The sequence below is a fragment of the Streptomyces sp. AN091965 genome (assembly GCF_022698285.1).
Lineage (GTDB): Bacteria > Actinomycetota > Actinomycetes > Streptomycetales > Streptomycetaceae > Streptomyces.
In genome coordinates, this window is record NZ_JALDMY010000001.1 from 129,830 (window position 1) to 143,320 (window position 13,491).

The following is a 13,491-nucleotide window of genomic DNA, read 5'->3' on the forward strand; positions in this document are numbered from 1 at the left end:
AGGTGCCTACGATGCGCGGGCTTGCCCAGGCGTCCGCCTCGTCGGTCTCCCCCAGCTGTAGCGGCTGAGCGAGCAGGGCGCGGCCGTGGAGACCTGCGGTCGGTGCAGCGCGCACAGCCCGTACTACGGAGCGATAGCGGGGGCGCGAGGTCTGTGGCAGAGGGCGCTGGGCGCCCCCGATACCGGTGTAAGATCTTGGTGTAACTCCGGCGCAGGACACGGGAGTCACGCGTCTGTGGTCCAAGGAAAGACGTCCATCATCCGATGGGAAATGCAGGTGCAAGGCCTGCCGGGCGCTCCACACGAAGGCCCCTCCACCCGGAGGGGCCTTCACCGTTTCCGGGCGCCGGTCCGGTGCCGGCGCCGTCTGGGACCTCGTCGGCCTCTGGCTCCTCCACCGCTGTACTACGGCGGCGACCTCGCCGAGATCGCCCTCGCCACCGTCCTCGCCACCCAGTGGTACGCCACCACCGGCCGGACCTACCGGACACGACAACCCAGGCGGGCGGCCGAAACGGGCCGGTGACATCCATTCCCAGCGGCACTCATCACGGAAAGCGCCCACAACTGGCGTCCTAAAGTCCCGCAGGCGCAGCCCCGACTCCCGGCAGTCGCCGCCGCGGACCCTGCTCCCCTCCGGTGCTGACGATCCCGTCCTGGAGCCCGACGGCCTGATCGGCTAGTACCGCGCGGACATCAGCGGACGCCTTCCGGCGCAACGCCGCCCGGCACCACCCCGCAGCACACCGTGCACCCGGAGGCCACCACATGCACGGCCAGCTTGCAGTTCACCGCGGTCGGTCCCGCGGTCAACGGCGAGTCGTGCTGGCATCCTCTAAGCCCTGCGCCGTGGTGTGCCTGTCAGCAGTACCAGCTGCCCTGCGCCTCCGGCCCCAGCGACGCGGCGCACGACGCCACCGGCGTCTGCCCGCACAACCTGCCGCTGGCCCCGGACAAAGTGCTGGGTGCACCTGCCGACCAGCGGACGGGAGCCCCTCCGCGCCTGTTGCGCTCCATGGCCTGGCGCGGGCATGACGCCGGCGCGCGGGGAGACCCGGGGCGTGCGGCTCCCCCACCGCGGCCACTAACCGGAGGTAGTAATGCGAGCACTGACCTGGCACGGCAAGCGCGACGTGCGCGTCGACACCGTTCCCGACCCTGTGATCAAAGAGCCGACCGACATCGTCGTACGGACGACGTCCAGCGGCATCTGCGGCTCCGACCTGCATCTGTACGAAGTCCTCGGCCCCTACCTCGACCCCGGTGACATCCTGGGGCACGAGCCGATGGGCATCGTCGAGGAAGTAGGGCCCGACGTCACGGAGGTGGCGGTCGGCGACCGTGTCGTCGTGCCCTTCAACATCAGCTGCGGCCACTGCTACATGTGCGGTCTGGGGCTGCACTCGCAGTGCGAGACCACGCAGGTCAAGGAGCGCGGGACCGGCGCCGCACTCTTCGGGTACACCAAGCTGTACGGCCAAGTCCCCGGCGGCCAGGCCGAGTTCCTGCGGGTCCCCTTCGGCAACACACTGCCGGTCAAGGTTCCGCACGGCCCGCCCGACGACCGGTACGTCTACCTCTCCGACGTCCTGCCCACCGCCTGGCAGGCCGTCCAGTACGCGAACGTCCCGCCCGGCGGCACCGTGACCGTCCTGGGCCTCGGGCCGATCGGCGCCATGGCGGCCCGGATCGCGCTGCACCAGGGCGCGAGCCTCGTCATCGGCGTCGACCTCGTGCCGGACCGGCTGAGCAGGGCGAGCCGGGACGGCGTCAAGGCCCTTGACCTGCGACGCCACAGCAAGGACATCGGTGACACCGTCCGGGACCAGACGCAGGGCCGGGGCACGGACGCCGTGATCGACGCGGTGGGCATGGAGGCACACGGGGCACCAGTGGCCAAGGCGGCGCAGTGGGGCGTGGGCCTGCTGCCCGACGCACTGGCGGAGAAGCTCATGGAACGCGTCGGCGTCGACCGGCTCGGCGCCCTCTACGCCGCGATCGACATCGTGCGCCGGGGCGGCACCCTCTCACTCAGCGGCGTCTACGGCGGAGCCGCCGACCCCCTGCCGCTGCTGACCATGTTCGACAAGCAGATCCAGCTGCGCATGGGACAGGCCAACGTCAAGCACTGGGTGGACGACATCCTGCCGCTGCTCACCGACGACGACCCCCTCGGCGTGGACGACTTCGCCACGCACCACATGCCCCTGGAGGACGCCCCGCTGGCCTACCGGACGTTCCAGGCCAAGGACGACGGCATGATCAAGACGCTCCTGCAGCCGTGACGACCGCGGCCGCGACCACCCGGCGACCCGGCCACCCGTACGGTTGCCGGGTGAAGGCGGCAGCGGGACGCGCAGCGCGCTGTGTCCCGGGCCTGACGGCCGACTCCTCCTCGTCTACGCCGTGCTTGGCCTGGTGTCGGCGGCCTCGAACTGGTGCCGTCCGCGAGCCAGAAGCGAACCAAGAAGACGTCGCCTTCGGCACCTCTGCATAGGACCCTGTTTCCTCACCTCTGCATAGGGCCCTGCCGCCACACTCAGGGCCGGGCGCCCATCGCCACCCGATACCTGCGTGGTCGCTCGCCGCCATAGGCCGTGCTTATGGCCCCATAAGTGAACAGGGTCTATGTGTGCGCTGATTCTGCGGCAAGAGTGAGGGTCTTACCTTGCTCGTACTGAAAGAAATCGGCATTCCCTTGAAACCCATACGTATGGCAGTCCTCACCGCCTTCTCCGTGGCCACCCCGACGCTCTTGGCCGTCATGCCCGCAGCCGCGCAAGAGGTGAAGCCCTCGGCGCCTTCCCTGGCAGAGTCCGCTCCGGAACCGGAGGCCTCCGAGGTTCCGGAGGAAAAGGAATCGCCTGCCGGTGACCCGGCCCGTGACAAGAACTCGGCGGCGCCCGAGGCCCCTTCGCCGTCCCCGCCCCCGTCGTCGCAGAGCGGGGAACCCGCCCGCACCGCTCCGCCGACCGCTGCGGAGGGCCGGGCCGACAAGCCGCAGCTCGGCCTGGAGGCGGTGCTGACCGGGGTTCCCGCCGAGTTCGTGGCGGGCGGTGGCTGGGGGGAGTTCGACCTGGTCCTGAGCAACACCACGGGACACGGCATGGATGGGAACGAATTCGTCCTCTCCATGGACGTGAACACCTTCTATCCCGATCCAGCTGTCGTGCCGCGGCTCATGAGCCTTCAGATGCTTGTCGATGGGTCGTGGCTCGATGTCGACCTGCAAGTGGCGGGTCGGGAGCGCGACGTCACCGCGGTCCTGCCCATTCACGGCACCACGGTGGCCCCTGGGAAGACGACTTTCCCGATGCGGCTTCAGTTCACCGCGGACGCTCCACTGACCTACTTCTACCTCGGGCCCCGGCCCGACGAAAAGGTCAACGTGGGCCCAGAGGACTACTGGGAAGAGTCGAAGATCGTAGCTTTGAGCGGTGGCGGGGAGGACCCCGGGAGCGGGGAAGACCCGGGCAACGGGGAAGACCCGGGGAACGGGGAAGACCCGGGGAACGGGGAAGACCCGGGCAACGGAAAAGACCCCGGGAACGGGGAAACCCCCGGGAACGGAGAAGACCCCGGGAATGGGGAGGACTCCGGGAACGGAAAGGAGCCCGGGAACGGCAAAGACCCCGACGGCCAAGGGAAGAAGCCTGCTCCCGGTCCCGGAACCGATGCGCCCGAGAGGGACGTCGTGATGCCCGCTCATGGTGAAGCCGCCCGCGGCGACGGCTCCGGCGGGCAGGACGCGTCCGGCACGCTCGCGCACACTGGTGCGGACAAGGCTGTGAGCTGGGCACTCGGCATTGGCGGCAGCGCAGTCGTGCTGGGTGCCGCCTGCGCCGCGGGGGTCGGAAGGCATCGCCGCCGTCAGGTCTGATCCTCGGCCGAGTGTGAAGGTCACCGGTTGTCAGCCGGTCTCGCCGCTGGGCCCCGGATCACGGGTCGCCTTACGTGGGCCGGGCGCTTCGGGCGGTGACGCCGCCGGGATCGACGGTGCGGAGAGCGCGTGAGGGGGCGACCGGGCACGCCGCGAAGGTCGGACGGGCGGATGCTCGTGCGTTCCGAGACCCGGGAGAGCCCCTCATCGAGTTCCGTCATGCCCGGGCTCCTGCCTGCCGAGGTCGTGGGCACCCTGTGGTGTCCTCCCTCCCGCTGGGGCACGGGCGCCCCACTGAGCTCCTGGCAGATACACCGTCGGCCCGGGCACCCCGATGACCTCAAACGACCTCGTAGGGAGCAGCAGCATGCCCAGCGCGCCCAGACACGCCATCTTCACCGGCCATCGCTCGGCCCCGGGGCAGCACCCCGTCGAAGTCCTGGTGACCGCCTCGTCCAGCCCCGAGGATCCGTGGTTCGTACGTCTGCGCTGCATCGACGAGCAGGCGTGTGAGATCGCCACATGGGGCTTCTCGTGCGTCGCACTCTTCGATGCTCTGAACAGCCCCGTCACCAGTGAAGGCGTCACCGTCCAGCCCCTCGGTTTCGCCCTGCTGTTCGCGCTGAGCGACGGTGCCGCACGCGGTTCCCTCGTCCAGATCGACCGGGCCGAGGTCGCGTCGTTCCTCGTCGGACTCGTCATAGCCGGCCCCTGAGCGAGGGCAGAAGAAGGCTCGCGCATCCCACGCCGCCCCAGGCCGAGTCTATGGACCCATAGTTCAGCGCTGGCTTCTGCCTCGTGCGGGGCCGAGGAAGGGTGTGAGTACTCCTAGCCGTCCGACGAGGATCGACTCACGCACATGACATCCCTCCCGTACACAGCCCGGTACTCCGCTCTTGCCGGGGTGACCGCGATCGCCGTCCTCAGCGGCCTGCTCGCCGCTGCCGCATCGCCTTGGTGGTGGGTGGTGTCAGCGGTGTTCGCGGCGCTGACCGTCCGCGGCCTCTACGACGTCTGCCAGCGACGCCACGCGATCCTGCGGAGCTACCCCCTGCTGGGGCACCTGCGGTTCGCGATGGAGCGGATCCGCCCTGAAGTGCGGCAGTACTTCGTCGAGTCGAGCCTGGACGGCAGGCCGTTCTCCCGCGATGTGCGCAGCCTGGTGTACCAGCGGGCCAAGGGAGAAGCGGCTCAGAAGGCCTTCGGTACGGAGCGGGACGTCTACGCCACCGGCCACGAGTTCTTCGTGACGTCGATGGCCCCCGAGCCGGTCCCCGAAGAACCACTTACCGTGCGCGTCGGCGGCCCCGACTGCCTCCAGCCTTACGACATGGCGCTGCTGAACGTGTCGGCGATGAGCTTCGGCGCGCTGTCGGGCCCCGCGGTCCGCGCGCTGAACGAGGGGGCCCTCGGGGGCGGCTTCGCCCACGACACCGGTGAGGGCGGCCTGTCCCGCCATCACCTGTCCGGCGGCGATCTGATCTGGCAGATAGGCACCGGCTATTTCGGCTGCCGCACCCCTGACGGGCACTTCGACCCCGAGCAGTTCACAGCGACCGCCGCCCTGCCGAACGTCAAGTGCGTCCTGCTCAAACTGTCCCAGGGAGCGAAGCCCGGCATGGGAGGCGTGCTTCCGGCCGCCAAGGTGAACGCGGAGGTCGCCCGCGCCCGGGGCGTCGTTCCCGGTGAGACCGTCGTTTCGCCCGCCTGGCACCCCGAGTGCCGCACCCCCAGGGAGCTCATCCGTTTCGTCACCTACCTGCGTACGCTGGCGCACGGCAAGCCCGTCGGGATCAAGCTGTGCGTCGGCTCGCGCCACCAGGTCCTGGCCCTCTGCAAGGCGATGCTGGCGGAAGACTCCGCTCCGGACTTCGTCGTGGTCGACGGGGCCGAAGGCGGGACCGGCGCGGCTCCCCTTGAGTTCACCGATCACCTGGGCATGCCGCTGACCGACGGTCTGATCACCCTGCACAACGCGCTGGTGGGCACCGGCTTGCGCGACCGCGTCAGGCTGGGCGCCAGCGGCAAGATCGCCACCGGCGGCGACATCGTCGCCCGTCTCGTCCAGGGCGCCGACTTCACCAACTCGGCACGCGCGATGTTGCTCGCCCTGGGCTGCATCCAGGCCCAGCAGTGCCACTCCAACGCCTGCCCCACAGGTGTCGCCACCCAGGATCCCAAGCGAGCCCGGGCCCTGCATGTGGGAGACAAGGCCCAGCGCGTGCGGCGCTTCCAGCAGGCGACAGTGCACAGCGCCCAGCAGATCATGGCCACGCTGGGCGTACGGCACCCCGGCGAACTGCACCCCAACATGCTCCGGCGACGCCTGGACTCCGGGCTCACCCGCTCCTACTTCGAACTCTACGAGTGGCTGGACCACGGCGAAATCCTCGCCTGCCCGCCTCCTTCCTGGGCGGTCGACTGGGCCCAGGCGGACCCCGACACCTTCTCCCCCGTCCCGGAGTACCTGGCGAAGACGCCCTGGCCCGAGGCGACCGGCGACCAGCCGTCCTAGGCCGCATGCCCCAGGCGCACTCACCGCGCCGTCAGCCCGGCGGACCGGGCTGACGGCGCGGGCTACACGGCGGCAGAGGGGTTGACCTGCGTAGGGGAGGCGGCCCCGCGTGCACCGGTTCACCGGGTGGGCCACACCTCCGCGGGGAGGGAGGAGAAGGGGTCGTCCATGGCCTCGGCGGGAAGGAACACCGGCCGGGAGAACAGCCGGTCACCGGAGCGCTGTAGACCGATCACCATGCCCAAGTCCTGTGAACCGAGGAGGCCCGGGTCCAGGTAGACCAGTTCCAGACCGGGCTCGCGACGCCCGCACCGGTTGATCATCCACTGTTCGAGTTCCGATGGCGCCCGGCCTACGAGCGCGGTGCCGTCCACACGGACCTGGGGACCTTTGAGCGCGTCGACCGCTACACCCCGTAGTCCGCCCGCCGGGCCGTAGTACAGCGTCAGGCCGAACGTCCAGCAGTCCCCCCGCACCGTTCCGTACCGGCCCCCGGTCAGAACGGGACGCGTGTACTGCCTCGCATCCGTCGCGCGTTCCTTCAGCACCGCAGTCACGTCACCGGGACTCATCCCGAAGCGCAGGGGCCCCACGCTCACGAACGGCTCCAGACTCCATTGCGGCCGTGCGCCGTCGGGCCGCGCCTCCCACCACACAAGCATCCGAGCTCTTCCTCACTCACGATCACGCACATCAACAGCACCCGGGGAGCCCTCCACGACCAGCGGCGCGGCGATGCCCGCTGGGCGTCGTACGCACACCGCGCCCTGCCGAGGGCTCGCTCCGGGCACCTCTGTCACCTGCGCGCCGTCCACCACGAAGCCCCTGTGCATGGGCAGACGACCCACACACAGGGGCTTGGGGCGGGTGCGGGCGGCGGCCTCCTCGCTCCGTACGCCTTTCCGTTATCCGTCAGGCTTGAGGGGTTCGCCGGGCCTGCGGGCCCTGCCCGGCCTCACGGTCCTCGCAGGCCGCAGGGTCCTCGCAGGTCTGAGGGTTCCGACAGGTCCGGTGGTCCGGCCGTGCGCCGTCGTTCGCTCCATGAGTCCGGCCTGTCTCAGCCCGTCCACCGGCGGTACGCGAAGGACCGGCATCGGCGGAGCGGCCCTGGTGTCCCGTGACCGCCGACACTGCCTCGGCCTCGAGCCGCGAGACGGCTGATCCGCCCTCCCGCCGGTTTCCCTCGCGGGAGGCGGCCATGGCCTCCGCCACGCGCCCCGCACCTTCGGTCACGGCAGCCATCAGCGCCTGCTTTCCGGTGGGAGTCCGCTCAGCCGAGGAGGTGCCCGCGTCGGCCTGGAGCCCCGGGTCCGAGGCCCCTGCGACGGTCGGGGGGTGGGCTTCGTTCGCCTGTGCCGCAGCGGCATCGAGCTCGCGTGTCATCGTCTGGTCTCCCTCTGTCCGACTCCTTGGTGATCTTGCCCCTAGCCTTCAGCCGGACCGCACCACATCGGTAGGGGGTCCCGAGCGATGGATCCATAGCTCTCGCCAGCCCCCCGCACGGTCCTGGACACCGCCCTCGCCCGACTCCCGCCTTCGCGTCGGCCTGCCCGGTGACCGGTGTCGGGTTCCTCGACGACACCTCAAGCCATCAGCGCACGTGATGACCCATAAACGAAATGCCCCCTACTGCCCGTATCGCGCCGGATCGAGCATGAGGGCACGGCAAGGGTCACGCACCATCGGCACCGAGCCTCCGCCATGCGCGCGGGCGCCTCCACGCGGGCCCCGCCGCCCCTTGTCACGCCCCCTCGGCCCAGCGCCGCTGACAAGGCCCGCACTTCGCCCCTGGGAGACAGCTCCATGCCGTTGTCCACTCGCATCCCGGACCTGGCCGCTCTCGACCTGCTGCTCAGCGTCATCGAGCTCGGCAGCCTGGGGCGCGCCGCGCAGGCTCACGGCATCAGCCAGCCTTCCGCCAGCTCCCGCATCCAGCAGCTGGAGAGGCTGGTCGGCGTACCGGTCCTGGAACGCTCCGCGCGCGGCTCCCGGCCCTCGCCCACGGGGAAGCTGATCGCGGCGGGGGCGAAGGAGGTGGTCGACGCGGCCCGCCGTCTGGAGACGACCGCCGCCGCCTTGCGGTCGCAGCGTGGCTCGCACCTGCAGGTGGCAGCCAGCCAGACCGTGTCCGACCACCTGTTCCCCACGTGGCTCGGGGCCCTCCAGGAGCGGAGGCCGGACACCACCGTGACGCTGATGGCGTGCAACTCCCGGGAGGCCGGTGAAGCCGTGCTCGCCGGACACGCCGACATCGGGTTCGTCGAAGGGCCCAAGGACGCCCCGGAGTTCGACACCCACGTCGTGGCACGGGACCGGCTCGTGACCGTCGTGGCGCCACAGCACCCGTGGGCACGACGCACCGCGATCACCGTGACCGAGCTGGCGGAGGCTTCGCTGATCCAACGGGAAACCGGTTCCGGGGCGCGTGCTGTCTTCGAATCCGCCCTCGTGACACGGGTGCCCGCCTGGCAACCGCGCGTCCTGCTCGCCCTGTCCTCCAACACCGCCATCAAGAACGCGGTGGCGAGCGGGGCGGGCACGGCGATCCTCAGCTCACTCGCGGTCCACCGCGAACTGGCCGCCGGCTCACTGACAGCGGTGACGGTCCAGGGCTTCGAGCCCTCCAGGTCACTGCGGGCGGTGTGGCCCACCGGCCAGCGCCTCGTCGGCGCCGCCCGGGAGCTGTACACGATCGCCTGCCGCTCCACGCCACGCCCGTGACCATGGCCGACACGTCACGCCCTCACCGGGCACCGCGTCGCGCCCGGACGCGGGGCGGGGCTTTCGCTGGCGGGTCCGATGCGGGCGCTCAGGAACCCGAGTTGTCCGGGGTGCCGACCGGGGAGCCGACGGGCTCTGCGGCGCGGCCGGGCGCGTCCTGCGGGATGCCGCCTACCGTGCGGGCCGCGCCCGAGCGCGGCAGCGCGAGCGTGACCAGCAGGCCCGTGAGCATTCCCGCCGCCGTCAGGAGCACCACGAGGAACTCGCCGTCGGCGGTCGCCGTGCGCAGCGCGGCGTCCGTCTTGCCCTGCGTACCGAGGTCGGCGACCACCGTGAACACGGCGAGCCCGATGGCGTTGCCGATGTTCAGGGCCGTGGAGGCGATGCCGTTGGCGACGCCTTGCTCGTGCGCGGGCGTGCCGGTGGCCGCGGCGATCCACATGGCCGTCCACACGACGCCCTGGCCCACGCCGGACACGACGAGCCCCGGCACGAGCAGCGCGTAGCCCGCGTCGGCGTCGAAGCCGAGGGCGAGCACGGCCGTGCCGCCGGCGCCGGTCACGAAGCCGGTCAGGAGCGTGGTGCGGGCGCCGAGCCGGGTGGCGGCGCGCTCGCCGAGCTGGGTGCCGGCAGCGATGGCGAGGGACGGCAGCAGGAAGCCGAGGCCGGTCCGGAGCGCGGAGTAGCCGTGGACGCTCTGCATCAGAACGGTCAGGAAGTACGGCAGGACGCCGAAGGTGGCCATGTAGACGAACGTGACGGTCATGCCGACGGTGAGGCTGCGGTTGCGGAAGAGACGGAACGGCATCAACGGGTCGGCGCTGCGGGCCTCGATCGCCGCGAAAGCCGCGAGGAGCACCGCGGCGGCGGCGAAGGCGGCCACGACGAGCGGGTCGCCCCAGCCCAGTTCGGGCCCTTCGACGAGGCCGAAGACCAGGAGGGTCGACCCGGCGGTGACGCTCAGGGCGCCGGGCAGGTCGAAGCGGCGGCGCTCGCCGCGCGCCGGGTCGCGCGGGATGACGTACAGCGCGGCGAGCGCGATGAGCCCGGCGAGCGGGACATTGACGTAGAACACGGCGGGCCAGCCGAAGCGTTCGGTGAGCGCGCCGCCGAGCAGGGCGCCGAGGGTGAGCCCGCTGGCGCCCGCGCCGCCCCACACGCCGAGCGCGCGGTTGCGCCTGGGCCCCTCCTCGAAGAGGTTGTTGATGAGCGAGAGCGTGGCGGGCAGCAGCAGCGCGCCCCCGACGCCTTGCACGGCCCGCGCGGCGATGATGACGCCCGCGCTGTTCGCGAGCCCGCCCGCGAGGGAGGAGGCGGCGTACAGGGTCAGGGCGAGGACGAACATCCGGCGACGCCCGAGCAGATCGGCCGCGCGCCCGCCGAGCAGCAGGAAGCCGCCCGCGAGGACGACGTAGGCGCTGACCACCAACTGCTGCGTCTGGCCCGGGAAGCCGAGGTCGGAGCCGATCTCGGGCAGCGCGACGAACACGATGTTGAGGTCGAGGGAGTAGACCGTCTGCGCGAGGGCGAGCAGCACGAGACTCAGGCCCGGGCGACGCTTGTCAGACACAGGTGTGCCCCTTCAGTACGACAGTACGCGTGAATACGTACAATGGACGGTACGCATCCTTACGTACGATCACCGGAGGGGGCAAGGAATAGTCCGCATATCCGCGTACGGAGGTACGGTGGGGTGATGAGCTACCGCCATCCCGAGCGCGACCAGATCCGTGTCGACGACGTCCTGAGCGCCCTCGGCAATCCCCTGCGGCTCTCCGTGATCCGGCTCCTGGACGCGGGCGGGGACCACAACTGCACGAGCGTCCTCACCGCACTCGGCGTACCGGCGAAGTCGACCATGACCCACCACTGGCGCGTCCTGCGCGAGAGCGGCGTCATCCTGCAGCGCCCCTCCGGCCGCGAGAACCTGCTGACGCTGCGCAGGGACGACTTGGACGCCCGCTACCCCGGCCTCCTCGACGCCGTGCTCGCCGGATCCCGGGCGGACGAGCTCCTCGGCGCCTGACACCTCCCTGGGCGGCACCAGCGATGCCGCCCAGGCCCGGCCGTGCCCGGATCGGTGTGCTCGGCGCGAGTCCGGCGGCCGCGCGGGAAGCCCAGGGCGTGTTCGCCAAGGGCGCCCCAGGGCCACCTAGGCCGCCGGGGCAGTCTCGGCGAGCGACCCCACCAGTGCCTGGGTCGGTGGCAGCGGGCGGGCTGAGGCGCGCCCCACTCCCGTCGAGGACGACGAGGAGCAGGCGGCGAGCTCACTTGGCCTGCTCGATCAGGACCCGGCTGTCCAGGGCGTGCTGAAGCTGGCCCCTGGCCCGGTGCAGTCCGGCGTGGACACGGCGCTGAACGAGGGCCAGGGCGGCGGTATCGGCGATGATCTGTGCCGCCTCCAGCCCGGCGTCGCCCAGGGTTTCGGGTGACCGCGCGAAGAGGTTCAAGGCTCCCAGGGTCCGCGCGGATCGCCGGTGGCGCAGGGGCAGCGAACAGACGGCCCTGGCCCCGACGGAGCAGGCGTGGCGGGTGTAGCGGGGCCAGGGCGAGAGGGCGCGCAGCAGGTCGGGGACGACGACCCGTGTGCCGGTGTGGCAGCACGCCGGGCCCGGGCCCTCGCCGCTGGCGGCGGCCAGTTGCTGCAGGGAGCGCACGGCGGGCGTGGTGGCGGCGGCCGCGCGCGGGGGCCCGGTGGGGGCGATCAGCAGCACTCCGGCCGCGTCGACGCCGAACAGCTCGACGCACCGCTCCGCCAGCCATTCCAAGCCTTCCTGCTCGTCGACGATGTCGTCCACGAGCCGCTCCATCAGCTCGACCGCCGCCTGTGCCAGGTCCTGTCCACGCTGTCTGTTCATGGTTCCCATCCGCTCCTTGTCCTTGTCGTGCTGCCGCGGCAGCACGCGGAAGCAGGCCGCGGGTGCGGTGGTCCCTCCGCGTACGCTCCGGCCTGGGTGCCGGGCGGGCTCGGCATCCGGGAACCGCCTTCGGTCTGCCCCCGGGCGGGGCGGCCGCCGGGCGTGAGGCGAGGGACCCGCAGGTCAACTCCCCACGCGAGGCCCCCTGGACGGGTGATGCGGGAAACACCCGTCCAGGGGACGGGGCTGGAGCCGTATCGCCGCCATGGCGGCTCCAGCGGTCCGTGCAGGCGGCCGAAAGGGGGGAGCAGGAGCGATACGGGCAGTGCGAGATGCCGGTGTGGTCACGGAGCCACATCCCGAACTCCTCGCGTGAGGTCAGCGAGTTGAGGCCCTTGATCGGAATAGTCTCGGTTTGCCGTTCACGTCTCGGAAGGCTTCTGCACAAGACACACGGCGGGCGCACAGCCGGGGCCGCCCGTTACCGGCGCGCAACCATGCGATGCCCCTGGCGGGATAGTGAGCGGTTAGAGGCCGGGCGGGCGGGGGAACTCGCCGACCGGACCAGGTGTGCGCACCATGACCTGCGTCCGGGCTATGTGGGATGAGGTCGATGACGATGTCCGAAGACGCTGCCGGGCGCCATCCGGATGTGGTGGCGCTGACGCGGTTGCAGTCGCTTCTGCTGGAGGCGGAGGGGCTGACGCGGTTCCTGGACGACCTGGTGGGCCTGGCCGTCGAGACGGTGGGCCCGGCCGCGGCCTGCGGGGTGACGCTGGAGGCGGAGAGCGGCAGGCCACTGACAGTGGCCAGCAGTGGCGCACTGGCCGACCGTCTCGACCAGGAACAGTACGACTGTGGGGAGGGCCCCTGCCTGGAATCCCTGGACAGCGGGGAGATCCGTCCGGTGCCCGACATGCTCGAGTCCGGGCCGTGGGGGGTGTTCCGGGCAGCCGCGCTGGCCAACGAGGTCCGCAGTTCCCTGTCCGCCCCGCTGGTCCCGCCGGGGCGGGAGCGTCCCGTGGGCGCGCTGAACATGTACGCGCGCGAGCCGTTCGCGCTGGGCGGCAAAGCACGGGAGCAGACGGAAGCGTTCGCCACCTACGCGGCCGGTGCGCTCGGCGTGGCGCTGAAGATGGCCCGGTACGTCGAGCTCGGAGAGGACCTGCGCCGGGCCCTGGACACCCGCGCGGTCATCGACCAGGCACTGGGCGTCCTCATGGTCCAGCAGCGCTGTGACGCGCGGGCGGCGTTCGCCGTCCTGCGACGCGCGTCCCAGAACCGCAACGAGAAGGTCCACCACATGGCCCGGAAGATCGTGGAAGCAGTCAGTGGAGGTCCCCTCGACACCTCGCCCTTCCAGCCACGCCAGTGACGCCGTGCTACAGATGGGAGCATCGCAGCGGATGGCGCCGCCGAAGGCCCGTGCGGACGATGGCGGGGTGAGGAGGCGACAGTGACACCGGCGTTCAACGACGGGAAGGACGAACGGGACGTGCTGGCGCGCGTTCTGGCCG

At 71.2% G+C, this 13,491-nt stretch carries 10 protein-coding genes; 7 read left to right on the plus strand and 3 right to left on the minus strand.

The window, feature by feature from the left end; genetic code table 11:
- Positions 1-1,100 precede the first annotated feature (1,100 nt).
- From MQV74_RS00590 to MQV74_RS00605, 4 genes are all read left to right on the plus strand, one after another.
- Positions 1,101-2,285, plus strand: coding sequence for an alcohol dehydrogenase catalytic domain-containing protein (locus MQV74_RS00590; protein ID WP_242714016.1), 1,185 nt, complete (start codon positions 1,101-1,103; stop codon positions 2,283-2,285).
- A gap of 383 nt (positions 2,286-2,668) precedes the next feature.
- Positions 2,669-3,880 carry a hypothetical protein gene (locus MQV74_RS00595; protein WP_242729391.1) on the plus strand — a complete coding sequence of 404 codons (1,212 nt, stop codon included), beginning with the start codon at positions 2,669-2,671 and terminating at the stop codon, positions 3,878-3,880.
- A 367-nt stretch (positions 3,881-4,247) separates the two neighbouring features.
- The gene (locus MQV74_RS00600) at positions 4,248-4,595 is read left to right on the plus strand and encodes a hypothetical protein (protein WP_242714017.1); all 348 of its coding nucleotides are present in this window, start codon (positions 4,248-4,250) and stop codon (positions 4,593-4,595) included.
- Positions 4,596-4,739: 144 nt separating this feature from the next.
- The gene (locus MQV74_RS00605) at positions 4,740-6,395 is read left to right on the plus strand and encodes an FMN-binding glutamate synthase family protein (protein WP_242714018.1); all 1,656 of its coding nucleotides are present in this window, start codon (positions 4,740-4,742) and stop codon (positions 6,393-6,395) included.
- 119 nt (positions 6,396-6,514) lie between these two features.
- Here the strand turns inward: MQV74_RS00605 and MQV74_RS00610 are convergent, their stop codons facing one another.
- A complete protein-coding gene (locus tag MQV74_RS00610) occupies positions 6,515-6,952 on the minus strand; it encodes a hypothetical protein (RefSeq protein WP_242714019.1) in 438 nt (145 codons plus the stop codon).
- 1,246 nt (positions 6,953-8,198) lie between these two features.
- Between MQV74_RS00610 and MQV74_RS00615 the strand changes: the two genes are divergently transcribed.
- On the plus strand, positions 8,199-9,116 hold the full coding sequence (locus tag MQV74_RS00615) for a LysR family transcriptional regulator (protein WP_242714020.1): 918 nt from the start codon (positions 8,199-8,201) through the stop codon (positions 9,114-9,116).
- Positions 9,117-9,204: 88 nt separating this feature from the next.
- On the opposite strand, the gene MQV74_RS00620 is transcribed toward MQV74_RS00615, so the two are convergent.
- On the minus strand, positions 9,205-10,686 hold the full coding sequence (locus tag MQV74_RS00620) for an MFS transporter (RefSeq protein WP_242714021.1): 1,482 nt from the start codon (positions 10,684-10,686) through the stop codon (positions 9,205-9,207).
- A 126-nt stretch (positions 10,687-10,812) separates the two neighbouring features.
- On the opposite strand from MQV74_RS00620, the gene MQV74_RS00625 reads away from it, so the two are divergent.
- Complete coding sequence (locus MQV74_RS00625; RefSeq protein ID WP_242714022.1) at positions 10,813-11,142, plus strand: ArsR/SmtB family transcription factor; 330 nt, start codon at positions 10,813-10,815, stop codon at positions 11,140-11,142.
- A gap of 241 nt (positions 11,143-11,383) precedes the next feature.
- On the opposite strand, the gene MQV74_RS00630 is transcribed toward MQV74_RS00625, so the two are convergent.
- Positions 11,384-11,974 (minus strand): GAF domain-containing protein, encoded by a 591-nt coding sequence (locus MQV74_RS00630; RefSeq protein WP_242714023.1) that lies wholly within the window; start codon positions 11,972-11,974, stop codon positions 11,384-11,386.
- Positions 11,975-12,593: 619 nt separating this feature from the next.
- Between MQV74_RS00630 and MQV74_RS00635 the strand changes: the two genes are divergently transcribed.
- Positions 12,594-13,349, plus strand: coding sequence for a GAF and ANTAR domain-containing protein (locus tag MQV74_RS00635; protein ID WP_242714024.1), 756 nt, complete (start codon positions 12,594-12,596; stop codon positions 13,347-13,349).
- The last annotated feature ends 142 nt before the right edge of the window (positions 13,350-13,491 follow it).

What these genes read in the sequence shown, in the direction of transcription:
- MQV74_RS00590 (WP_242714016.1), top strand. Translation starts at nt 1,101, where the DNA reads ATGCGAGCACTGACCTGGCACGGCAAGCGCGACGTGCGCGTCGACACC.
- MQV74_RS00605 (WP_242714018.1), top strand. Translation starts at nt 4,740, where the DNA reads ATGACATCCCTCCCGTACACAGCCCGGTACTCCGCTCTTGCCGGGGTG.
- MQV74_RS00630 (WP_242714023.1), bottom strand. Translation starts at nt 11,974, where the DNA reads ATGAACAGACAGCGTGGACAGGACCTGGCACAGGCGGCGGTCGAGCTG.
- MQV74_RS00625 (WP_242714022.1), top strand. Translation starts at nt 10,813, where the DNA reads ATGAGCTACCGCCATCCCGAGCGCGACCAGATCCGTGTCGACGACGTC.
- MQV74_RS00600 (WP_242714017.1), top strand. Translation starts at nt 4,248, where the DNA reads ATGCCCAGCGCGCCCAGACACGCCATCTTCACCGGCCATCGCTCGGCC.
- MQV74_RS00635 (WP_242714024.1), top strand. Translation starts at nt 12,594, where the DNA reads ATGTCCGAAGACGCTGCCGGGCGCCATCCGGATGTGGTGGCGCTGACG.
- MQV74_RS00615 (WP_242714020.1), top strand. Translation starts at nt 8,199, where the DNA reads ATGCCGTTGTCCACTCGCATCCCGGACCTGGCCGCTCTCGACCTGCTG.